Genomic DNA, 23520 nt, shown 5'->3' with positions numbered 1-23520 from the left:
GAGGTAAATGGGCACGGCGCTATCAAAATCAATGGTGAATGGCAATAACTTGCCGCCATTATTCATAACGTAGTGCCTCCACAGGATCTAGGGTAGCGGCCCAGGAAGCGGGGTAAAGCCCGGCAACTTGTGGCCACGGCAAAGCCCAAGCAGGCTAAAGCCAACCACGTGGGCCTGCTTCTTGTCAGCGACACCTTGTACCTGGCACCTGGCGTTGGCCTAGCGCTACCCCGACCCTGATTGCAACCGTCCTACTGTAACAGTGTAGCACCGTACTAGTACAGTGTCAAGATGAAATTCTCAAGGTAAATTGCTCTGTCTTCGGCTTCCGTCTCTATAAATTAATCAGGGCGGTCAGGGCTGAGGGCTACACCTTTGCAAGCCTGGATGAAGTTGCCTTATGACCTATCATTACTTGTCTTGGCACCAACAGTTGTGGCCCCTCCTCCGCTTGGCATTTCATAGCAGGAAAAGCCCCGAGCCATGGTGAATTGAAAATAATACCTACTGCAAATTCCAAGCATAGAATCGGCAGGTGATGAAGCAATGGACCGACCAATTGTAGCCATAACTATGGGAGATCCAGCCGGAATTGGACCCGAAATCACCGCCAAGTCGCTGGCCCGGCCGGACCTTTACCAAATCTGCCGGCCGGTGGTGATCGGCGATGCCCGGGTGATGCGCCAGGCGGTGGAGGTAGCCGGCCTGGATCTCGGGGTATCCAGCATCGACAGCCTGAACCAGGGCCGGTACCAATATGGAAGCATCGATGTGCTGGACCTGGGCGGCATCGATATGGATCAGCTAAAGATGGGCGAAGTAAGCGCCATGTGCGGCCGGGCGGCGGTGGCTTACACCGAGGCAGCCGGCCGCATGGCGCTGAGGGGCGAAATCGGAGCCATCGTCTCTGCCCCCCTCAACAAGGAAGCCATGCGCCAGGCCGGCTTCGCTTATGAAGGCCAAACCGAGATTTTTGGCACCTTGTCGGGATCCAAGAATTACGGGATGGTGCTCATCTTAGATTCCCTCCGCCTCATGCTTTACTCTACTCATGTTTCTCTAAGAAAGGCCTGCGACTTGGTCAAGAAGGAGACGCTACTCAAAAAGATTCGCTTGTGCCATGAGGGCCTAAAGTGGTTTAATCTTCCTCGCCGAAGGATCGGGGTGGCTGCCCTCAACCCCCATGGCGGGGAAGGAGGGCTATTTGGCGAGGAAGAGGTAAAGGAAATGATTCCAGCCATCCAGGAGGCCAAGCAGGAGGGCATTGATGTGGTCGGGCCTATCCCCGCCGATACGGTCTTTGTCAAGGCCAAAGCTGGGGAGCTGGATATAGTGCTTTCCATGTACCACGATCAGGGCAATATCGCCATGAAGCTCTTGGGCTTCGGCCATGTGGTCACCTTGCTGGTGGGCATACCCTTCATCCGTACCTCTACCGGCCACGGTACTGCCTTTGATATTGCCGGCAAGAATCTGGCGGACCCCACCAACCTAACCAAAGCCATTGGACTGGCTGCTCAGCTGGCCACAAGGCAGGGCGGGGCAGCGGCCCAGCCAGCCTAGTCGGGACCGAACTGCCATTTCCTTGGTGCTAGGCTCGGGTATCAGGATGGGTTTAAGCAAGCGCTGGAAGCTACGGTTTGGTCACATCTAAATTGTCGAAAGGAGAGGCCAAAATCTATGGCAATAGCGGAACTAGCTGCTCAAGTGGAATACTATGCCCGGTTGGCTTACCAGCGGGGCTTGGTGGGAGCGGCAGGAGGCAACGTCAGCGCCCGCGACCCGGAGGAGGGCTTGGTAGCCATAACCCCAAGTGGGGTTTCCTTGCGGGATGTTACTGCTGAAAACCTGTTGTACGTGGACCTGGAGGGAAAGGTGGTCAAGGGGCCCGGGGGCTTACGGCCCTCCAAGGAAACCCCACTCCACCTCTCCGTCTACCGGGCCCGGCCCCAGGCCGGCGGCATAGTACATGTTCATCCTAGCTATGCCACCGCTTACAGCTTGGTCGGGCGGCCCATACCGGTCCGTACCGTTTCCGCAGAAATGAAGCTGATCCAGGTGCCCGTGGTTAAGAAGGCGGCGCCAGGCTCTCCTGAGCTAGTAAGGTTCCTGATGGAGGCTTTAAGCACAGCCCCGGATTACGCCAAGGTTTTCCTCCTGGAAGCCCATGGGCTACTGGGATTTGAACGCACCCTCCTGGAAGCCTTTGACTTGGTGGAGCTGGCGGAAGAGACGGCCCGGACTGCCTATCTGGCCGACTTGCTCTCCGGGTGTTGTCCGGCCAAGATCTAGGGAGGCGACCGTTCGGGGGTCGGTAGCGTATCCAGCGTAGTGATTCGCAAGTAGGAGCCCATCTGGAGCCGGCGACAGCGCCCCGGCACGGGAGACGTTTCGGGAGCATCGCTAGCTATAAGGTGGAGAGTGGCGCATGATATTAATCATTGCCGATGATCTTACCGGAGCAGCCGATTCCGCGGCCCAGTTTTGGCCGGGTGGCCGACCCATCCGGGTTATTACTGAGGCCAGGGGCAGCCATTTTAGTTGGCCAGACCCATGCCAGGTGGTGGCCATCAACGCCCAAACCCGGGAATGCTCTGCCGGCCAAGCAGCTCAGGTATGGAGGCGGCTGGGGCGGGATCTCTGGCCCTTGTATGGGGGCGGGGATGGCGGGGATGTAATCTTAGTGAAGAAGATCGATACTGCCTTCCGGGGAAACGTGGGCGTGGAAATAGAGCAATTGCTTTTGAGCCTTCCCTTAGAGGCGGCTTTGGTCATCCCCGCCATTCCTGACATTGGCCGCATCACCTTAGGTGGCATCCAATTGGTGGGTGAAGAGCCCTTGCACGAGGCTTTTAAGAGCGATCCCTGGTGCCCGGTAAATACCTCCGACGTATCCGCCTTAATCGGTCAGACTACGGCTCTTTCGGTGGCTAAAGTGGGCAGAGACACCATTCATAGTGGGGAACTTGCTGGGGCAGTGGATCGGCTTGTTAGAAGCGGACATCAGATAATTGTTTTTGATGCTGTTAGCAACCAGGACATAGACCAAGTAGTGAACGCCCTTAGTAGCAGGCGCTTTCTGTGGGTAGGTTCATTGGGGTTAACCGCTAGCCTTTGCCGGCAGAACTTTGTTATGGAAACAGATTCAACCCAGGCTTCGGTTGAAGTGAGACAGGGACAGCCTGGGGAGGGGGCTCAAGGCGGCGAAGGCTCCGAAAGGGACTGGGGGCGTTCATACCAAGCCATGGTAGTCTGTGGCAGCCGCCACCAAGTTGCCCAGGATCAGCTGAATTGCCTCATGGCCGCTGGCAGGCCCTGCCATGTGCTGGGTGTCAGCCCCGGCAGCCAGGACCAGGGGCTGGAGGGCCAGGTCCAAAGGGCAGCGGCGGCCTGGGAGCGAGGCTACCCAATCATCATTAAGCCTACGGACGGTTTCACCCTAGCACCTGGGGAAAACCCGGCAGTAGTAGCCCAAAGCCTGGCCCGAGTGGCCCAGCTTATAGCTCGCCAGGTGGACTTAAAGAAGGCGGAGCTAATAATTGTGGGTGGGGATACGGCTTATCAGATCTGCCGAAGCCTGGGAATTTTTGAATTGGAGGTGGTGGCCATTAAAGCTACCGTAGCGGTACGCATGCAGGTGATGAGCGGACATTACCAGGGTATGCAGATTTGGACCAAAGGGGGATCGGTAGGCCCACCTACTTTGCTCTGCGATCTCCTTGGGAAGCACGCCATATGAATGAATCGGTGGCCCGGTCGGAAGTAGATGTTTTCCCCGGTACACGCTCCGACCAGAATTGAGTTTTTGGGAGGGGTTAGCAATGGTAACTGGAGGGCTTAATAGGTTGAAGGTTTTGTTTCACATTGATGAGTCCGGCCGTTGGGACCGGGTCCTCACCAACGTAACCAATTTCCTTAACGATGTGGGGCCAGGTCAAGCTGAGGTTGAAGTTGTGGCCAACGGGGAGGCAGTTACGGTGTTCGCTGTCGGTTCCCTAGGCGGAACCGGTCAACTCGGTTCAGCCGGTGAAGCTGGTCAAGGTGCCGTAGCTGATCTAGCCCAGGCACTAGGCCCAACTGGCGAGGCTGGACGGGCCAGCAGCCAAACCAACCAGGCTGACCAGCTGGGTAGCACACCCGGTTTGCCCCTGATAGACCGGATGAACGAGCTGGCCCACATGGGAGTGAGATTCGCAGCCTGCCGCAACGCCCTCCGAAGCCACTCCATCAGCGAAGACAGGTTACCTGAGTTTTGCCAAGTGGTACCAGCCGGGATAACCGAAATTGCCAAAAAGCAGACCGAAGGCTACGCCTACATCAAACCTTGATCGGTGGACGGCCACGTACTTAAGTCTTGGTCAGCGTATTTCATAGATCAAGAAATGAGTTGCGGGCTTGTAGCCTTTCGTACTTCTGCCCGTCACTCAGGTCTTCGGTCCAGATGACGTTACAACCAAGCACCTTGGCTTATGTCGACAAATTGCCGTCCCTGCTCAACGTTCATGCAACTCATCTCGGCTCCAGATGGGTTTACCTGTAAACCCCATGTTAAATCCCTTCTCCATCAGCATGAGCTGTCTGCTCTTGGCCTGCCTGTAATGATCATTTTGGCGGACCAGCTCGACCAGGACCTCAGCAAGCAGACCAGAAACCGACGTGCGCTTGTCAATGGCTAGAGGCTTTACTTTGGTTAGGATGTCCTTTGGGGGCGATAGAGTGATATTCTGCATTTCCATGGTAACTTCACCACCGATTTGAGTGTAGTGTGGTTTTGGGTGAAAGGCAACAGTCCCCTGTCTACCTACCTTTTTTAATTTCCCCTTGGCCATCAAGAACTACGTATTGATCTGGGCATCCCCTTTCCTATGCTGATGCTCTTGTCATAGGGGCTGCCTTACGATACCAAGCTACGGTTGCCACTGGTGACCCGGAAATATAAGGAAGCCAGCAATGAATTGGGCTTCCCTTTATGGTGGTTAAAATGCCCTCGGGTCCGCCTCCGCTTTTGGCCTGGTTAAGTTTGGCTACCGCTCGGGTTTAGTCGCTTGGCTTTCAAGCCAGAGCAGGCCTCCCCAGCGAAAAGTGGGGATAACCCAGGGTTGGGCCCGATTGACACCTAAGCGTGGCTATGCTAACATAAAGCTTGCTCGGAATGCCGAAGTGGTGGAATTGGCAGACGCGCCAGACTCAAAATCTGGTGTCCTTCGCGGACGTGCGGGTTCGACTCCCGCCTTCGGCACCAGGAGCGGTTTCCAGAGGTTATCCACAGGTTGGATAGCCTCTTCTATTTTGCCCAAAAACACGAGAAAGGGGGTTCGCAAGACCTATTCTTCACCGGACTTGAGAAAGGGGGAAGCATTGACATTGAAGCGTTTGTAGCGAAAAAGAAACGTACCAGACTTTGCCGCCGCAGTCCAGGAATACCTCACCCACTGCCAGACCAAGGGCCTCAGTCCTCACAGCATCGAATGGTACAAGCAGAAGCTTCTTGGCTTTGGCCGTTTCCTTTCGGACACGCCCCTGGATGAAGTTACTCCAAGTCTTATGCGGAAAGTTTATCAAGCATGGCCAGGAGAAGGGCTGGGAAGTGGAGACCATCAACGGGTATCTACGTGCCATTCGGTCTTTCTTTAACTTTCTAGTAAGGGAAAAGGTGCTGGCCGAAAGCCCGATGGCCGGCATTCCCCTGGTGAAAGGCAGGAAAACCATTATCCAGACCTTCAGCGAAAAGCAGCTTGCCACGCTTCTTCGTATGCCCGACAAGAGCAGGTTCTCCGGCTACCGGGACTACCTGATGATGCTGGTGCTTTTGGACACCGGTATATCGAAGCCCCCTGCCTTAACGAGAAGATTTATCCAAGTTGCCATAGAAGAACTCCTCAAGCTCACCGCCCCGGTGGAGGTGGCCTTCTACCTCTTGATCTGCCTCGAACCCGTTATCAAGGAGCTACAGAAGTCGGTGACGATCCTAACCGTGGTGGTGGCCAGGCAGGGAGGCATGGATAAGCGGAGGTGAGGGGCCTAGTGAAGGGCGGGCACAAATAGCAGGGCCGCAGGTCAAGGAAAAAGCAGAGCGCCGGATGGCTGGAAAGAAGGCCAAAACGCTCCTTTGTGTCGCCCCGAAGGTAGGAATCGGGAAGGTCGCGGAGAGCAATCCACTGCAAGCCAAAGAAAAGGAAGGCACCCAAGCAATGGACACAGATAAAGCCACGACCATAAGGCTAAAACGGCTGCTTATCACTTTAATTTGTCTGAATCCGGTTGACCTGGCGAGAGCAACCCTGGCAGGACTTCCCACTGTTTATGTAGAATCTACCCGCATCATCCGGAAGAAAGGATTTTGCCTTAATGGTGTAGCAACGCTCCTGCTCCTGGCCGCTGCGCTTATGGCGGCGTGGCCCGGCTGCCCCGCTGGGACCGCGGGCGGTCCGGCCGGGAGTGTGGCGAGCCAGGAATCAAGACCAAGCGGAACAATCACAGAAAAAATAGGGGTGATAGAACCTCCTGGCACGGCTGCCCAGAGCCTGCCGGCTCCAGACGGGGCCGTGCCTCAGCCCCGGTCAGGCAGGACCCCAAAGGCGGCAGGGACGCCCCGACAGGCAGGGCCGGACACCAGCCCGGATCTTCTCCCCGCCCCCATCACCCAGGTGGTGGACGGTGGCCGTCTATGGGCGCTTAGAAAACGGCCGTGAGGAGAAAGTCCGCTTCATTGGCAGGATACTCCAGAGTGCACCACACGGGTGGAGCCCTGCGGTAGGGGAGCCGCGGCCTACACTAAAAGCCGCCTGGACGGAAAGAAAGTCTACCTGGAGCTGGACACGGGCGAGCGGGACAAGTACGGCCGCCTTTTGACGCCGCCTCTTGACCTTCGTTTGGCTTGAGCTGCCGCGGGGTGGCTCGGAGGCCGAGGTCCGGGCCAAGATGTTCAACGCGGAACCGCCGCTCGAGGGATACGCCCAAGTGATGGCCGTCCCGCCGAACGTGAAGTGCGCGGAGCTGCTTGTCAAGTTCCAGCAAGAGGTCTGGGAAGCCGAAAATACGTACTGCCGTCCATGCTGTGAGGTGCAACCAATAATGAAAATGATTCGGACTAAATACAAATCCCACCGCCGGTCACGTTAATAAAGACTTGATTGTCGCGCTAGTGGCCAGCAAGTCAAGGAATTAGCTAATTTAGGAAATAGAACGCTTAAATAACATCGAAGGCAGGGTAATCTTTATGTTAGGCCTTAGGCTCAGAGACGAATTCCTTAGCCCGCAAATGCCCGGCACAACTATTATGCTGCGCAGGCCGGATAACACCGGTTCCACTCAGCAAAGTCCTGACCGTATACTTTCCATAACCTATCCAACTGCAGATGTGGTGACAGCATTACAGGCGATAAGCGTTGAACGTGCCGGCCGCCCAATCGTACTTCTGGGTGACCGGGGACGTGGGAAGTCGCACATAATGTCTGTCATGCACCACGCTATTGAATCGCCAGACTACGTAGAGGCTTGGGCCAGAGAATGGGGAGAAAGATTGGGCATAGGTGCATTGCAGACCTTGAATCTGCAAAGAGGATTTCGCGCTATTTCCGAACCTGTGCACAATCAAGAGTACCCTTTGCTTTGGGAGCTCCTGTTCGATCGGCACCCCAGGGGCGAACTATTCCGGGGCAAGTTTCAGCAAATAGGGTATCCCTGTCCCCCGCGCTCACTAATCGAGGAAATGCTTACAGCCCAGCCGATAGTCTTGATCTTGGACGAGTTCCAGAAGTGGTTCGACGGACTGCGCGACGAACCCGGCCCGGAGGGGATGAAGTATAGAACTTGGGCGGAGAATTTCATTCAAAACCTTTCCGAGATCTCCAAAGAACGGCCTGACCTTTTAATACTAGTGGTTTCGGTCCTGAACAACAACACGGAGGCGTTTCGCCAGGTTCACAGGATCGGCCCGGTTCTTATTGATTTTCGCGGGCCGACTGCCAAGCAGGATCGGCAGCAATTGGTACTATACCGTCTTTTTGAAAACAGGGAGAACATACCAACCTCTGATTTCAGGCATCTTACTGCCCCTTATGCAGCCGAGCGCTACCGCCTGCTGTTCTCCCACCTGCCGGAATCCGAGCGCGGGCGCGTCGCTGAGGAAGTTGTAGCCTGTTGGCCCTTCTCGCCAGAGCTGCTGGAACTCTTGGAGGACCAGATACTGATGGCTGAGGCCGCTCAGGAGACCAGGGACCTCATCCGCATTTTGGCCCAGGTGTACCGGGCCAGGGGCGAAGAGGTGCCGATTATTACCCCGGCAGATTTCTTCGTTGACGATGACTCTTGTGGCGTCCAATCCCTACTTGATTCCATATCTGCTAGCGCACATCACGAGCGGCTACGGGAAATTGCCAGACGGAACCTGGAGGCCGTTGAAGCCACCAATACGGTGATACCTCATGCCCGAGAACTGGTAAGCGCGCTGTGGGTGCGGTCCATGTCCCCATGGTCAAATGCGGGCGGCACGCGCCAGGAACTTCACCTGGACATCACCCGCCGAGAACCTATTGACGACAACGCCTTTCAGGGCGAGATCGTGCAGTTAATAGAGAACAGTATCAACATCCACGGGGAGGAAAGCGCGGAGGGCCGGCTGCGTTTTGGTATTGAAGAAAACCCGCGTTCCAAGGTACGGGCAACAGCAAGGAATGACAGGTTTTGGCAGCCTGGCCCGGCCCCAGTGGCAGGGCAGGTGCGTTATCCTGGCAAGGATATCGAACATATTCGTAATACACTCCGCCACATTCTTGTCCCGGCCGACCGCGAGCCTCCTTCTAGGGTAATTGTTCTGGGCCCCGACTGGGTTAACGATCCCTGGGCAGACGTTGATGAGGCGGATAGGCCTGGCCGGTGGGAGCGTCCGGTACTTATCCTCGTGCCCGATCCGCTCCCGGTAAGCGAAGGGAGAATTCCCGAACTGGGGGTGTGGTTGGCACGGCACGTTTCCATCCGGCGCAACACCGTGCGCTTCCTTCTTCCCACGCCCGAAAGCAAGGGCCTTTATAAGGATGCTGAACTCGTATTTTGCGCCCGGTGTTCCTATCTGACGTCCATCGCCTGGAAAGATGACCCGAAATACAAGGCTCTTAAAGACGAATTTGATAAACCGCTCAGAGAAGCCCTTAAAAAGCGATTTGACCGTTTTGCGATCTTGAAGCGCTGGGATTACCGCAACCCCGAGCAGTGTGTTTTTGACGTGGAACGCATCAACACCCAGGGTGAGGAGATACCGCCCACAGTTGAAAAGAGAATTACGGAGGACCTTTTTGATCCTGAGGCATTCCAAGAGTTAGTCATGCAGCGAGCCGGAGAATCGTTTCTAGTGGGTAAGCTCCTGGACGAGCTGGTCGAGCCTCCACCGGCCGAGGCTCGCGAGGCCATCCCCTATCTGGGCGACACCAGGATCTACGAGGAGATTCTTAAGGCAGTTGCCGAGGGCAAGCTGGTGGTCAATGTCGGTGGCACCTGGGTAGGGCGCCTGCCGGAACATGCCGGCGACGAAGAGGCGCTCCGCTATGTACGCTCAAAAGCGTTTCGCTCCGGGCCGGAAATGCGCGAGGTGCAATTAGGGCTCCCTTCCTCAGTTGGCGGGGCGACGGTAACGGCGCCACCGGCCGGAACCGCGACCATACCACCGGCTCAAGGAACGTCGGTAATCAGGGAAACACCGCCCGTACCTTCTGGACAGGCCGCCCAGCCGTCGCCGCCGGCTGATGGGCCCGCTGTTGAGACGGAGCCCTCAGGTGTGCAAAAGAAAACGTGTTTGACCGAAGAGCCGAATACCGGAATCAATCTTTGCGGGTATTTTGAGAAATGGCGTCTGTCGCCCGAGCACACCCTGGATACGGTAAAGATCGAGTTCCAGGGCCTTACGGTGCAGCAGGTGAAACTAATCCTCCAGCGATTACCCTCTTTTGTCCGCGCCTCACTGGAGGTTACATATACGGAAGAAGGGGAAGACGAATGGCCGCATGTCCCTGGGTGGAGATAATCTTTGATTCCCCATCAGCTTCAGAAGCGTGGAAAGCGATCTTTGGGCAGCTTAGAGACCTGAGCCTGGCAGGCGTGGCGCCCACTGAGCTTCACCACCAGACCGTGGCCGCAGACCGGCTACTTGCGGAGAGTGCATGGGAGCTTTGGATGGCCTATCAAAGTGAGGCCCCGCGTACTTCCGAAGCGCTACGCCAATGGTGGTCCGAGCCTACGCCGTTCGGCCGGGCTGTGCTTATCCTGGATGCCTTTTCCCTGCGGCAGCTTGCCCCGCTCCTGGAGGGAGCCCAGGCGCGGGGCCTCTCGCCAACAGCCGTAAGGGTAACGGGATCAGAAGTACCCTCGGATACCGACCAGTTTGCCGGGGCCCTGGGAGTGCCGGCCCGTCACAGGTTGGCCAACAACGGCGCACCCGCTACCTTCGTGCTCCGTGACGGACCGGTCTTTACCAATGTCCTCAGCATTCCCTTTGAAGATAGCGTGGCGTACGTTCCGACCGAGCGAAACGTCTTCCTCTGGCACACCTGGCTGGACGATCTTATCCATGTTCACAAAAAGCTCCCCGACCAGATTATCAAAGCCGCTTCGGACGTTTTGCAGGACGACGGTTTCTGGAGATTCGCAGATCGTTTACGGCAAGGAAGAAAACTGGTTATCACGGCCGACCACGGGTACGCCGAAAGCCGGTTGTTTTCGAGCGAGGAAACCGACCCGGACGTAATTGAGGCGTTGCGAGACACCTTTGGTGCCTCCCGGTACAGGGTTGCATCCGGGCCGTGGCCGGCCAGGTCCATGCCACCCGTAGCGCTGACCGAAAATGACTTTCATGTGGTCATGGGGCAGCGTAAATGGAAGGTTCAGGGCGGCTTTCCCCACCTGATCCACGGAGGGCTTAGTCTCCTTGAAGTAGCGGTGCCGTTCGTGGAATTTCCGGCACTCTGAGAAGGTGACCTGCAATGCGTGTAGCAAATGCGCAAGGAACTTTGTTTCCAAACGAAAAGATCCCTGGGTCGGAAACGCCGGTGCAGAAGGAACATCCGGCCGGCCAGGCCAAGGGACATACGCCACCTAACCTCGGCAGGGCCGTCCGCCTGCCTGTACCCGACTTTAACGATCCCCAGCGACCGCCGGTCTGCCTGGAGGTAGACTTTCCCATTGCGCCTATCAACGCCCTCTCTAAACTCGAGGGTAACGCTGGCAAACCCGTTTACCAGATGTCAAAGTGGTGGGCACGGCGCCGCTCCAGCGTGTTCCGGAGTCTCTTGATCGCGGCTGCCACCCAAGCTCCTCAGGATCAGGCGCAGGCGGCGAAGCTGGTTTGGGAGCATTACTACGCCAACCACCAGAAGGCTGGATCCTTCAAGAAGTTACGGGTACTGGACATCTTCATGGGCGGCGGCACTACCCTGGTAGAGGGGGCGCGGCTGGGCTTCCAGGTGGCGGGCGTAGACCTTAACCCTGTGGCCTGGTTTGTTACCAAAAATGAACTCGCTTGCAGCGACCCCGGACAGGTCAAGGCCTTCTTTGATCACATTGAAGCGGAGGTCAAGCCCCTCGTCCAGCCTTTTTATGTTACTGCTTGTCCGCGTGGGCACCAGGGCCGCTGGATAGATACGGAAACCGGAAAAACTGCCGACGTCGATCCCCTTAACCTTTCTCCGGAAGAGCGGAAGCGTTACCGCTGGGAGGGCCCCGAGGTTATCTACACCTTCTGGGCCAAGCACGGGCCGTGCCAGAGCCGGGATTGCGGCCACCGCACCCCGGTTTTCAAAAACCCGGTTATCGCTGAGAAGAAACTGACCACTGCCTATATCGAAACGACCTGCCCCTCCTGCGGCCACACCTTTAACGTGGAACTGGGCGAAACCCGCTTGGCCCCCGGCACCGAACGGGTGGTGCTCGATACCGAGCCGAGCTTTACCGAAACTACTCAGGCTTTTGCCCGTTTACTGAACGACTATTCCAAGGGTAATGCCAAGGAGCGGTTCGGCCGGGTAGGGGAACTCCTTGCTCTCGTGGATCACGAGCCGGGCCTGCGGTGCCCAAAGTGCAGTGCCTTTGCCGGCAACAAGGTCAAGGAGGTCCTTTGCCGCCATGCCAGGTCGAGGCGGGTCAGCGACCTGAAGAAAAAGGACTTCGGGATCTGGACCCGCCCCGTCTACATGTACCTTCTAATTCATCCGAACTGGTTCCAGGGCACCGGCGGTTGGGACCACGGGAAGGAAATGGGGGGCTACGCCGGGGCCGACCCCGAGGCGACCATCGCTTGGCTCGAGAAGCGGCTGGAAGGCCTGAGGCTTATTGAAGTGCGGGGCCGGATCAAGCTTACTGAAGAGGAGAGACTTGCCCAAGAGGAAGGAGAAGAAGAAATTCCGGAGGACACCGGGGACGAAACAGAAGAAGAAACTGTCGACCGCAAAAAATACGGCCTGCCGCGCGCAATCGTCCTGGCCGACGGCACCAGGATCCAGACACGAGTTGGCACAGTGCCGTCAAAGGCTACCTTTAGTTGCTATAACTGCGGACGGCAGCAGCCGATATTCGATAGTACAGCGGAATTCGGTAAAACCCAGCCTATCGCTGTTTACGCTCTGCAGTGCTACTGCCCGCAGTGCGAGGCGGAAGGGTATAACTACGGCGGGCGGTACTTCAAGGCTCCCGACGCCGAAGATCTGAGGCGCCTGGCTCAGGCGGAAAAGGAATGGGCGGCGCGCCGGGATGCCGATTTGGCGGCTTACTGGCCGCGGCAAGAAATAGCTTACGGTGAGAGAACACACAAGAGGGACGCCCTGGACCAGTGGGGCTATACCCACTGGTGGAAGATGTTCAATCCCCGCCAGCTCTTGGTGCACACCCAGCTCCTCCGGGCCGTCACCGAGGCCCCGGAGGAAAAGTGGCCCCTGGACGTGCGCGAGCAGGCGCTGGGCGCGTTCCAGCAGTTCATTAGGTATTGTTCGATGTTTTCCTTTTACCAAAAGGACTATGACAAAACAATCCCACATTTTTCTAATCCAAACTTCCACCCTAAGATGCTAGTGTCTGAGATATCGCCCTTCACAAGCATAGGGGCTGGCCGTTGGACTAGTTGTATAGAACTGGTAAATCAAGGTATTCAATGGCAGTCTTCGCCTTGGGAGCTTTACATTGATAGAAATGGTACGTCTCGGCGAGTGGTTACAGAGGACCAAGTGCTGGGTACATCTCTTACATATTGCGCTTCTGCTACCGACCTGTCCATGCTCGGCCGCGAGCCCTTCGATCTCGTCATTACCGATCCGCCCTTTGGCAACAACATATTCTATGCCGACTTGGCCGACTTCTTTTACGTCTGGCTCCGCATACCGCTTTTGAGGTGGTACGCGGGTCTGCCCGAGCGAGCCTACTTCGAACCGGAGCGGACGCCCCACGCCCTGGAGGCGGTGGATAACCCCGTGGAGCACCCGGATGACCGGGAGGAATGGGAAAAGGAACCTATCATTACCCGCAGCATCCTTGGTCGGGTACGTGAGCTAACTGGGGATCCAGACTTACAAGAGAAGGACCGCAACCCCCTTTACCGCCCCGAGCCATCCTCCGAATTCTACCAGCAAACCCTTATGGCCTGTTGGGCTGAGGCCAACCGCCTCCTTAAACCCGGGGGCCTCATGGCTTTTACCTTTCACCACAACGAGGATGAGACCTGGGTAAATGTCCTGGAGGCCCTGTTCGGCGCGGGGTTCATCTTGGTTGCCACATACCCGATACGTAGCGACGAGACCAAGGGCGAGCGGGCGCAGTTTGGTAGCCAGAAAATCGAGTACGACATCATCCATGTCTGTCGCAAGCGCCTCGAACCCCCGCAACCGGTAAGCTGGGCCCGGATGCGGCGCTGGGTGAAGGAGGAAACCGCGCGACTCAAAGACCTGCTTGAGCACTCCCATGGCAAGGGGCTATCGGAAGCAGATCTACGCGTAGTTCTGCGCGGCAAGGCGCTGGAGTTTTACAGCCGTCACTACGGCCAGGTGTATAAGGGCGAGGGCCAGGTGCTTACCGTCCGGGAGGCCCTCCTGGGCATCAACCAGCTACTCGATGACCTGCTTCATGGTGAAGGCGACAACGGTAGGCGCCGCCCGCCCGACATGGCCGAGCCCGCCACCCGGCTCTTTCTATACATCTTCCAGGGGCGCACGTCCCTTCCGCGGGACGACCTGCATAAAATGTTGCGCGGCACCGGCGTGTCCCAGGATGACCTCGAGGCGCGGGGGTGGATAAGGTCCGCGGGAACTACGGTGCATGTGGTACCCGTTGCCGAGCGCTTCCGCTATTTTACCGCACCAGGCCGCAACCGCAAGGTAATTAAGACGGACCTCGATCAGGCCCATTTCCTTATTGGGGCGGCGCAGCCCGGTAGCGGGGTCAATGTCATTGATGAACTCGACCGGCATACTTTTCAGCTCAAGAAAGCTGTAGACGCCATCCTGGAATGGTACGCCGAGACCGATCTGGATGCCAACATCCGCCAGGCGGCGCGTCTGGCCCTTGACCTGATTCGTCACTGGCGAGCTAGGCCAACCAGGAATGAGGGGGTCCGTCAGATGACGCTGTTTGACCGTTTGGAAGCGGAGGAAGTGCCATGAGGGAGATGTCCAGCAGTGCATGGCTGCGGCGCGGATCTAGCGTGGTCTTTGATAAGTATATTCTTGGTCGTCTGATCGAGGCCGCCAGTCTGGTTTCGCTGCGGCAGGCGCTGGGGTGGTTGAAGGCATGGCCGGTCGAGCCCCCGGATGGAAGGAACACCTTGCTCGTCAGCGGCCTGGAAACCGTTCTGGAGGTGCTGGACCCGGCGGACGCTGAGGCCTTCCTGCGTAAGCGGGTCAAGCCCTTGATCCTAGAGTTCCAGTACCGGTGGGAGCAGTGCGGCCTCGTGTTCGGGTTTGTCGCCCCGGAGCGTTCCTTCGAGGTCACGGTTGCCGACGAAGAAGTTTTGTTCGTGAGACGGGACGGCGAGCGAGTTCATCTTTCCTTTGCCCTTTGGGACGGCAGCGCTACCCTGGACGTTACCCGATTGGTACGCGAGGAGGCTCAAACCGGTAAACGGATTACGGTGGGATACCATGTTGCCAGGATCTCTTGAGCAATTGCAGCCGGGGAAGAAGGTAATGCACCCGGATCTGGGTGAAGGTGTCATCGTCGGCATTGAGCCTACCGGGTTCGCCCGCGTATTTTTCCGCTCCCTCGGCGAGCGCCGGGTACCGGCAGAGGACCTTCGGGAGGTGGAAAGCTGGGCCGACCGGGTGATATCCGGGCTACAACCGGTCACACCCGACGCCCTAGAGCGGTTATGGTTGGCAGTTGAGGCCGTGGAGCTGCCGCTTCTGGAGAGCGTTGCCACCTTAACCGCAGCCAAGGTGGACCTGCTGCCACACCAGATCGTCCTGGTCCACCGCATTGCCAATGCCCAACCCCGGCGGTTTCTTATTGCCGACGAGGTGGGGCTAGGTAAGACCATCGAAACTGCTCTGATCTTACGAGAATTGGCTTTTCGCGGCGAACTCAGGCGGGCGCTGGTGATTGTGCCGGCCGGCCTTGTAGACAACTGGCAGCAAGAACTAAACCAAGTCTTTGATCTGGATTTTGAGGTGTTCGGCGCCGAAGGGGACGTTACGGACCGGAAGTCAAATGCCTTTGCCAGGCATAACCGCCTTATTGTGTCGATCGACACCCTGAAGAGATGCGACCGCGTCAGGCGCCTTCTGGAAGCGCCTCCGTGGGATGTGGTGGTTTTCGATGAGGCACATCACCTGAGCGCTTACAGGAACGGCAGGAAGGTCAGGAAAACCGAGAACTTTAAGTTGGCCGAAGCCCTCCGGGATCGCTGCCGCGACCTTCTGCTACTGTCCGCCACTCCGCATCAGGGCGATCATTTTCGCTTCTGGATGCTTATACGGCTTCTAAATCCTGCCTTATTTGAAGATGAAAGGGATATGATCGAGAACCGTCACCGCTTGAACGCAGTGGTAATCCGTCGCACCAAGGCCGAGGCCTGCGCGGCCGACGGAAGCCCGCTTTTCGCCCGGCGGGTGGTATACACCCAGGGTTTTACCCTTTCCGTACCCGAGCGGGCTTTCTACGAAGCACTGCTGGAGTACCTGCGCGAAGGGTATAATCTGGCAGCCAAGCAAGGGAACCAAGGGCGGGCGCTTGGTTTTGTGATGACGGTTTTCCAAAAGATAGCGGCGAGCAGTTTCGCTGCCGTCAAGGCCACCCTCAAGAAACGCCTGTTGATGCTTACGATCCAGGAGGCCATTGAACGGGATGAACTCCTGGATGTGGATGGCCGCGATCGGGCCTTGCAGGAGGCTCGGGCTCTCATCCGGGAGATGCATGGGCTTCCCGAAGACGCGGTGGGACGGGCCCAGGCAGATCAGCTTCTCGCGGAGGCCCGGGTCCAACTGCTAAAGAAGTGGAGGGAGGCAGTGGCCTTTGCGTCGGCCACTGAACCCTACGAGGCCTCTGAGACTATGGCCACAACAAGCGAAGAATCGGCCGCCGGGATGGTTACTGCGGCCCTGCCCAGGGAAAGGCAAAAAATCCGGGACCTTCTGCAGAAGATTCCGGCCGAGACGGAAACCAAAACTGCCGTGTTGCTCAATGCTCTAAAGCAACTGTGGCACGTCAACCCGAGCGAAAAGGTCATCGTCTTTGCCACCTATCTGGGTAGTATAGAGGTCTTGAAAGACGCCATCGAGAGGGCGTTCCCCGACAAAGGAGTAGAAGTCCTTAAAGGGGGCGACCACGGTGCAAAGCTGGCGGCCCAGCGTCGTTTCCGTCGTCAGAATGGACCGCAAGTGCTCCTGTGCACGGCCGCGGGCCGTGAAGGAATTAATCTGCAGTTCGCCAGGGTACTTTTCAACTACGATCTGCCCTGGAATCCGGTGGACCTTGAGCAACGCATCGGCCGCATTCACCGTTACGGGCAGGTCCACACGGCCCAGGTATACAATTTAGTAGCTACTGATACCATCGAAGGCCGCATTTTCTTGCTATTGGAGGAGAAACTTCAGGGGATTGCCAAAACCCTGGGGAAAATTGATGAGCAGGGCCAGATCGCCGAGGACTTTCGAGCCCAGGTTCTCGGGCAGCTAAGCAGCAGGCTAAGTTACGATCGACTTTACCAGGAAGCGATCCTTGATCCCTCGCTTGAACGGAGCCGGCAGGAACTCGAAGTTGCTCTGGCCAATGCCAATCTAGCCCGGGAAGTGGTCTTCGAGCTATTTCAGGATCTCGAGAAGTTCGACCTCAGCCAATATAAGAATATTGATGACAAAGGGCACGGTATGCGCAGGCTGGTGGCATTTGCCCAGTGGGCGGCCCACGTGGACGGCGGCGAATTTCGCCAGCTTGAAGAAGGAATTTATGAGTTGGTCCAACCCGGTAAAGAATGGAAACTGCTGTTCACGACTGATCGCACGAAGGCTTTGCAGCGCGATGACCTTCACCTACTCGGTCTTGAGCACCCTGTTATCAAGGCGTGGCTTAACAAGTATTCTTCCCTTTTACCGGAGCAGCGGGCTCTAATCGGGAACTTGGAAGGCAACAGCGAGGCGACCGGTTTGGTCACCGTGTGGCACGTAACGGTTCAAGGCAAAGATGGCCGGATAACTCAAAGGATAGTTCGGCTAGGCATCAGTGCGGACGGTGAGCGGGCTCCGTATCTGGAGCGGCTCGCTGAAGATATTTCAAGGTTCCACCCGTCCCGATCGGAAACTCGTTTGCCTCCTGATATGGTCGCCAATCTCATTAATGGCCGGGCGGCGGAGTTACTGCACCGGGAGCTAGTTTATTCGGGATTGCTGTCAGAAGGGAGTTCCTATTCGTCTCGCCTTCTCGTCTGCCTGGTGGTGGAACCTTGAAAGCAGAAGGAGGATGGATTTCAGGGTCAGAAGGTCAAATAAGCTTTAACTTTAAGCAGCCGAAAGGGGGAAGTATTTACAGTGGCTGAGATACGGCACAAGGTTTTCATATCCTACCACCATGCCGATCAAAAGGAGGTAGATAATTTTATTACAACCTTTGACAAGGAGCGGAAGGTCTTTATTACCCGTGCCCTCGGGGTTATGGAACAGGACATTATTGACAGCGATGACACTGATTATGTAATGCGGCGGATTCGGGAACTCTACCTGAAAGATTCCACAGTCACCATCGTCTTAATCGGTAGATGTACTTGGGCACGGCGGTACGTGGATTGGGAAATCCAGGCATCCCTCCGGCATGGCGAGAAGGTTACTCCAAACGGGTTGCTGGGAGTTAAGTTGCCCAGTTATAAGAACAACGGTTACCCTGATCGCTTGAACAAAAATCTAAAGCAGAATGAGGAACAAGAAGATTGCTACGCAAGGGTAATCGACTATCCGACTAGCAAGGATACCTTGGCGGCGTGGATTGACGATGCCTTTCAGGCCCGTACCAGCAGGGCCCATCTAATTGTTAATCCCAGGGAAAGATTTAAGTATAATAGACACTGTGAATAAAAATACCTTATCCGGACGAGTAGAACCAAAGGCTGCCACTTGACTTTCTTCCCATTTTGCGAAGATGTTCTTCGGTAAGGGACTAAGAATGAATATGATATAGTAAGGCAAGACTAGCCTTGGAAGGAGGGGGTGGTCATGAAAGTTACTAACGTGAAGGTTAACCTAAAGTTACCCTTTATCGGGAATATCGAAGGTACATGGCAGCCCGACGAATCAGAGAAACGGGCTGCGTGGGAAATGTACGTTGAACTGATTACCCGTATTTCCGTGGCCGAATTATTGCCACAGGAGGGCCTTTTGCGGGAGGCCTTGTCTTCGCTGTACTCGTTGTTCGATACCACCAGGAAGATTTTACGCGATTATGGCCCTTCTGTGGCCCAGCCCAAGGGCAAGGAGAATCTCTCATTTGGTTATTTGGCAGTAGCGATTCTTAACACGGTGCTTCGTCCAGTGCTGGCTAAATGGCACCCTCTACTCCTTGATTATGAGAGCTCAAGACCGGCTTCTATCTCCATGTTAGAATGGGAAAGACAGTGGGAAAAGAGCGAGGAGTTGCGGCAAGTTCTAAACGAAGTTCGTCAGGTACTGATCGAGTATGCCAACCTCCTGGCCGAAGTAGCAGGTGTTCCCCCGATGATTATTGAACGGCCGCGTGGCGACGATTTGGTATGACCTCGGAACTTGATTTGGTATGTTTCACGACGCAAAACACACCCGGTTCAGTTGGTGCCCGATTGGTGCCCAAGCCAGCGAGTCGGCGCCAGATTTGAGCCTGTTCTCACGGTTGAGCAGGATTTTGCCTGGAGAAAAGGTAAATCTTACTCGACTAAGGCATACTATGTAAGGACTGTAATGTTACCCGGGAGGTTATGAAATGCTTTACAGGTACAAAGTCATCCTCGAATGGGACGAAGAAGGGCAGGGATATGTTGTTTCCGTCCCTGCTTTGCCCGGGTGCTTCACCCAAGGCGACACCGTTGAAGAGGCCCTGGAAAGGGCAAAAGAGGCTATAGCTGGCCACCTTGCGGCTTTAGCCGAGGAAGGTTTACCCCTGCCCACTAAAGACGTTGAAGTAGCCGAAGTGCAGGTAGAGATAGCCTCATGAGCAGGCTGCCCAGGGTTACAGGTAAGGAAGTGGTTAGTGCGTTAAAGAGGGGAGGCTTTGTGGTGGTAAGAATACAGGGCAGCCACCACCACTTACGAAAACCAGGTGCTAAAAGCTTGGTTACTGTTCCTGTGCATTCCGGTGAAATCCTGAAGCCAAAACTCTTGAAAGGTATACTGGAACAAGCTGGAATAACTATTGACGAATTCAAGAATCTTCTCTCTTGAGCAGGAATTTGCCGAGGAACAGCGATGGTTATGCCTCTTACTGGCCGAAGAAGAAGTATCTTCGTTAGAGGCTTTGGGCAAGTAAGCATTCTCGTAGGCAAGGATATCCCACTAGTTATCGTAAAGGCGTAATGTTATGCTGCTGGAGATGATTTTGCGGATGTCGGCGGCACTTCTTATGAGGGAATGGGTGATGAGGAGCTGCGGAATAAGGCGCAGCAAGAGGGAAGACTAATTGGCCGGTTAGTCCCCTTGGGGGTTATTGAGAAATTGAATCCTGTCAGGGGGCGGTAGGTTAAGCCCGGGCCAGGCAGTTAGGCTTTTTGGTCCGGGCTTTCAGTTTCTGAATCCTGGCCGATGCTGATGGCCGCCCTTTGCAGGGCATTTTCGGCATAAATGCGAATGGCGGCAGCGAGGACGGCATCCATAGTGTTTGCGCCGGCGCCAGCAGCGCCTTGCACCTGACCTGAGAGATCAGCTGGCGCCTGGCTCCCTGCTGCGACGCTATCGAGAGCGCTGCCTGGAGCACTGTCCCGGCTACTATCTAGGCTGCCCTGGTCGGCGCTGATTTCACTGCCCTCTTGCATGTAGGTGAGTACCCGATTTACGTAAGCTTGGGTTTCCTTGTAAGGAGGGATCCCGCCAAAACGAGCCACTGCCCCTGGACCAGCGTTGTAAGCCGCCAGAGCCAGGGCTAAGTTGCCGTCAAACCGATCCAGCAGCTCCCGCAGATAACGGGCTCCGCCTTCCACATTCTGAGCTGGATCCAGAGGATCGGACACCCCCAGGCTTCGGGCGGTGCTGGGCATGAGCTGCATCAGCCCGAGAGCTCCGGCCCGGGACACCGCTTTCGGGTTAAACCCGGATTCGGCCTTGGCAACCGCTTCCACCAACCCGGTTGGCAGCCCCCACCGAGCTTCTGCTTGGCGAAACAAAGCAGCAAACGACCCAAGGCCGCTCGCCCGGGGTGGGTTGGTGCGAGCAGCTGTCACCTGGCCTTGGCCGCCCATTCTGCTCCTGTTTACCATGCCGATCTGCCATGGCATCTTCGTTCCCTGCCTTACCATGGTCTAGCTGCTACTATTATAACTCTATATCCATAGTGCATCGACCTGATCAGCTCAGGCCTGAAGGGCACTGGGGCAATATTTTAGGAAGTTTGGCTCGGGTTAAATTTTTTATTATCAGTTGAGAAGGAATTGGCACCCTGCTGTCGTATTTTAAAGATTGTCAAACGAGATTTGGTAATGTCAAATTCAAATACTTAAGCGCTATAGACCAACTAGTGTCAGGCTTGTTGATCTTAAGGACTTGTTCGAAAAGGGGAAAGGGCTTGGCCGGAAAGAAGAAGGGGCTAGTGGTCCAATCGGTTAAACGGGCAGTGCAAATACTAGTCGCCTTTGATGACCAAGCACCGGCGATGGGGATTACCGAGCTAGCTCAAAAAGTAGGGCTAAACAAGAGCACTACGTATGGGCTGGTATCTACTCTGGAGCAATGTGGATTTCTTGAGCAAATACCAGGTTCCGGCAAGTACCGCTTGGGCTTGAAGCTATTTGAGCTAGGGAATCTAGTAATGCAGCAAATGGAGCTGAAATCGGTTGCTGCACCGTTTTTGCACCAACTGGCGCAAGAGGTGGGAGAAACCGTACACTTGACCATCCGAGACCGGGGGGAGACTGTGTACATCGACAAGGTGGAGTGCCCCCATTCGGTACGCCTGTGGTCCTGGGTGGGATTAAGAAAACCTCTGCATTCCAGTGCTTCCGGAAAGGTTCTGATCTCGGAACTTGATCAGGAAACTAGGCGAAAGCTCTTGGGGAATACTCTGGTACGGCGTACCAGCCAGACCATTTCTGATTGGGAGCAGTTAGAGCGGCATCTGGAGCAGGTGAGGGAGCAGGGCTTTGCTACAGATGATGAAGAGAACGAAGAGGGTGTGCGGTGTGTGGCTGCTCCCATCCGTAACCATAAGGGAGTCATTGTAGGAGCAGTCAGCATTTCCGGCCCCTCATCCCGAATGCCGCTGGACAGATTTCCGGATCTGGCGGAACAAGTGAAGGCCGCTGCTAGCAAAATTTCCTTGCGGCTTGGCTACGACCCGGGTTAATAGGAGGACTGGCCAGGAGCCGGTGGCATCCAAAGTTATTCGGCAGTATAGAGATGGATATCCTTGGAACCTAGGTTCACGATAACAAACCTATGGATAGCGTAAAACGCTTCTCTGCCTACTATGGTGACAAGGGAGAGGGCGAGCCGTAAGAGGTGGGAGAGCCGGAGCCTACTTCCCTGTCTACTGTGGTAATGAGGGAAGAGAGTGGCTAGCGTTTCAACATAGTTGTCAATTATGCAACACGCTGGTTTTCTTGCCTACCGGGGAGGTGGTGGCAAAAGGCGCTAGATACGGGAGCAAGAAGTGGTGGGGATCAAGTTGGCATGCAGTTACAGGGAGGCAGAACCAACGCAAAGCTAAGGTATATGGGAGGGTTCAATTGATGTCTAGGCGAGCAAAACTGTTGGTTGCTTGTGGACTGCTTTTGGCCGTGACTGTCCTGGCGGCCGGATGTGGCGGAGGCGGTAGTACCGGTGGCGGAAAAGGCAAGATTCCTGTTGGCTTGGCCACAGCCCTGACCGGGGAATACACCATCGTCGGGCAGTACCTGCGCGATGGGGCGCAAATGGCAGTGGATGAAATCAACGCCAGCGGCGGTATCAACGGACAGCAAATCGAGTTTTTCCGTGAAGATTCTGCTAACACCAATACGGCGGCGGTGAATGCTTATAACAAGCTTATTGATCAGTATCATGTTTGCGCCATCATTGGGCCGGACCTGAGCCCGCAGCATTTTGCGGTCAAGCCGATTGTGGAAAAGAAGCACGTGGTGGTATTCGGAGAAGGCACCAATGCCAAGCTGACTGACAACTACCCCTGGTATATACGGATGCGGCCTAGCGATGCCATTGCTGCTGAGGCGGCAGCCAAATTTGCCGTGGAAAATCTGAAGAAGACCAAAGTCGGCGTCACCCACGACACGGACGAGTTTGGTGTAGGCGGCAAAGATATTATCGTTCAGACCTTGCAGAAACTGGGAGCCACGGTGGTAGGGGTGGAAGGCTATAACTCCCAGGATAAGGATCTTTCTGCCCAGCTAACCTCGCTCAAGAACAAGGGCGCTGAAGTAATTATTGACTGGGGCCATCCCGCTCAATCGGCTACCATCCAGCGCCAGAACAAGCAGCTGGGCATCAACCTGCCCATCGTCCTGTCCCCAGGGGCAGCTATGCCGGCTACCATCAACTTGGCCGGCGGGGCCACGGATGGTAACTATGCCATCGTAGACGGGATACCCACTCAGAGCACTGATCCTAGGGTCCAGGAGTGGTGCAAGAAGTACCGCGACAAGTTCCACATGGATCCGGATTTCCATGCCAGTGCAGCCTATGATGCGGTCTACCTCTTAAAGGCGGCCATCGAGAAGGCCAACAGCACTAAGCCGGAGGACATTCAGAAGGCTCTAATGGACATCAAGGATTTCAAGGGAATCGCCAATACCTTTAGCTTTTCAGGTAACGGCGATGGCGCCCACCAAGTGGTAGTGGCCCAGTTCAAGGGTATGGAACCCAAGGTGATTGCCACCATCCAAGTAAAGTAAGC

General features: G+C 55.9%; 19 protein-coding genes and 1 tRNA gene. 18 read left to right on the top strand and 2 right to left on the bottom strand.

Annotated features, from left to right (window positions below; all coding sequences use genetic code 11):
- Nucleotides 1-546: 546 nt before the first annotated feature.
- From pdxA to H5U02_07480, 4 genes are all read left to right on the top strand, one after another.
- Nucleotides 547-1563 carry a 4-hydroxythreonine-4-phosphate dehydrogenase PdxA gene (pdxA, locus tag H5U02_07495; GenBank protein MBC7342280.1) on the top strand — a complete coding sequence of 339 codons (1017 nt, stop codon included), beginning with the start codon at nucleotides 547-549 and terminating at the stop codon, nucleotides 1561-1563.
- Nucleotides 1564-1680: 117 nt separating this feature from the next.
- Nucleotides 1681-2292 (top strand): class II aldolase/adducin family protein, encoded by a 612-nt coding sequence (locus H5U02_07490; protein ID MBC7342279.1) that lies wholly within the window; start codon nucleotides 1681-1683, stop codon nucleotides 2290-2292.
- A 136-nt stretch (nucleotides 2293-2428) separates the two neighbouring features.
- Entirely contained in the window at nucleotides 2429-3739 is a 1311-nt protein-coding gene (locus H5U02_07485; GenBank protein MBC7342278.1) for a hypothetical protein, read from the top strand.
- Nucleotides 3740-3821: 82 nt separating this feature from the next.
- A complete protein-coding gene (locus H5U02_07480; protein MBC7342277.1) occupies nucleotides 3822-4328 on the top strand; it encodes a DsrE family protein in 507 nt (168 codons plus the stop codon).
- Between the two features lie 165 nt (nucleotides 4329-4493).
- Here H5U02_07480 and H5U02_07475 read toward each other — a convergent pair whose 3' ends face one another.
- Nucleotides 4494-4736, bottom strand: a complete 243-nt coding sequence (locus tag H5U02_07475; GenBank protein ID MBC7342276.1) for a CopG family transcriptional regulator — start codon at nucleotides 4734-4736, stop codon at nucleotides 4494-4496.
- A 418-nt stretch (nucleotides 4737-5154) separates the two neighbouring features.
- Here H5U02_07475 and H5U02_07470 point away from each other — a divergent pair.
- The 12 genes from H5U02_07470 to H5U02_07415 all read left to right on the top strand — a co-directional run bounded on the left by H5U02_07470 (nucleotide 5155) and on the right by H5U02_07415 (nucleotide 19865).
- Nucleotides 5155-5242 (top strand) — tRNA-Leu (locus H5U02_07470).
- 345 nt (nucleotides 5243-5587) lie between these two features.
- Nucleotides 5588-6016, top strand: coding sequence for a hypothetical protein (locus tag H5U02_07465; protein MBC7342275.1), 429 nt, complete (start codon nucleotides 5588-5590; stop codon nucleotides 6014-6016).
- 724 nt (nucleotides 6017-6740) lie between these two features.
- The gene (locus tag H5U02_07460; GenBank protein ID MBC7342274.1) at nucleotides 6741-6881 is read left to right on the top strand and encodes a hypothetical protein; all 141 of its coding nucleotides are present in this window, start codon (nucleotides 6741-6743) and stop codon (nucleotides 6879-6881) included.
- Between the two features lie 569 nt (nucleotides 6882-7450).
- Nucleotides 7451-10018, top strand: coding sequence for a DUF499 domain-containing protein (locus tag H5U02_07455; GenBank protein ID MBC7342273.1), 2568 nt, complete (start codon nucleotides 7451-7453; stop codon nucleotides 10016-10018).
- On the top strand, nucleotides 9991-10959 hold the full coding sequence (locus tag H5U02_07450; GenBank protein ID MBC7342272.1) for a hypothetical protein: 969 nt from the start codon (nucleotides 9991-9993) through the stop codon (nucleotides 10957-10959). The genes H5U02_07455 and H5U02_07450 overlap by 28 nt, the downstream gene beginning before the upstream one ends.
- A 14-nt stretch (nucleotides 10960-10973) precedes the next feature.
- Entirely contained in the window at nucleotides 10974-14633 is a 3660-nt protein-coding gene (locus H5U02_07445; GenBank protein MBC7342271.1) for a DUF1156 domain-containing protein, read from the top strand.
- On the top strand, nucleotides 14630-15130 hold the full coding sequence (locus tag H5U02_07440) for a hypothetical protein (protein MBC7342270.1): 501 nt from the start codon (nucleotides 14630-14632) through the stop codon (nucleotides 15128-15130). The genes H5U02_07445 and H5U02_07440 overlap by 4 nt, the downstream gene beginning before the upstream one ends.
- The gene (locus tag H5U02_07435; protein MBC7342269.1) at nucleotides 15111-17909 is read left to right on the top strand and encodes a DEAD/DEAH box helicase family protein; all 2799 of its coding nucleotides are present in this window, start codon (nucleotides 15111-15113) and stop codon (nucleotides 17907-17909) included. Before H5U02_07440 ends, H5U02_07435 begins: the two co-directional genes overlap by 20 nt.
- A gap of 81 nt (nucleotides 17910-17990) precedes the next feature.
- Nucleotides 17991-18530, top strand: a complete 540-nt coding sequence (locus tag H5U02_07430; GenBank protein ID MBC7342268.1) for a TIR domain-containing protein — start codon at nucleotides 17991-17993, stop codon at nucleotides 18528-18530.
- A gap of 138 nt (nucleotides 18531-18668) precedes the next feature.
- Nucleotides 18669-19205 (top strand): hypothetical protein, encoded by a 537-nt coding sequence (locus H5U02_07425; protein MBC7342267.1) that lies wholly within the window; start codon nucleotides 18669-18671, stop codon nucleotides 19203-19205.
- A 202-nt stretch (nucleotides 19206-19407) separates the two neighbouring features.
- Complete coding sequence (locus H5U02_07420) at nucleotides 19408-19638, top strand: type II toxin-antitoxin system HicB family antitoxin (protein MBC7342266.1); 231 nt, start codon at nucleotides 19408-19410, stop codon at nucleotides 19636-19638.
- Nucleotides 19635-19865, top strand: a complete 231-nt coding sequence (locus H5U02_07415) for a type II toxin-antitoxin system HicA family toxin (protein MBC7342265.1) — start codon at nucleotides 19635-19637, stop codon at nucleotides 19863-19865. The genes H5U02_07420 and H5U02_07415 overlap by 4 nt, the downstream gene beginning before the upstream one ends.
- Before the next feature lie 314 nt (nucleotides 19866-20179).
- Here the strand turns inward: H5U02_07415 and H5U02_07410 are convergent, their stop codons facing one another.
- Entirely contained in the window at nucleotides 20180-20932 is a 753-nt protein-coding gene (locus H5U02_07410; protein ID MBC7342264.1) for a lytic transglycosylase domain-containing protein, read from the bottom strand.
- Nucleotides 20933-21198: 266 nt separating this feature from the next.
- Here H5U02_07410 and H5U02_07405 point away from each other — a divergent pair, with 266 nt between their 5' ends.
- Complete coding sequence (locus tag H5U02_07405) at nucleotides 21199-21975, top strand: IclR family transcriptional regulator (GenBank protein ID MBC7342263.1); 777 nt, start codon at nucleotides 21199-21201, stop codon at nucleotides 21973-21975.
- 385 nt (nucleotides 21976-22360) lie between these two features.
- Entirely contained in the window at nucleotides 22361-23518 is a 1158-nt protein-coding gene (locus H5U02_07400; protein MBC7342262.1) for an ABC transporter substrate-binding protein, read from the top strand.
- The last annotated feature ends 2 nt before the right edge of the window (nucleotides 23519-23520 follow it).

Source organism: Clostridia bacterium (genome assembly GCA_014360065.1).
Taxonomy (GTDB): domain Bacteria; phylum Bacillota; class DSM-521; order Neomoorellales; family JACIYF01; genus JACIYF01.
Note: the sequence above shows the minus strand (reverse complement) of the source record. Positions and strands in the feature narration are given on the sequence as shown.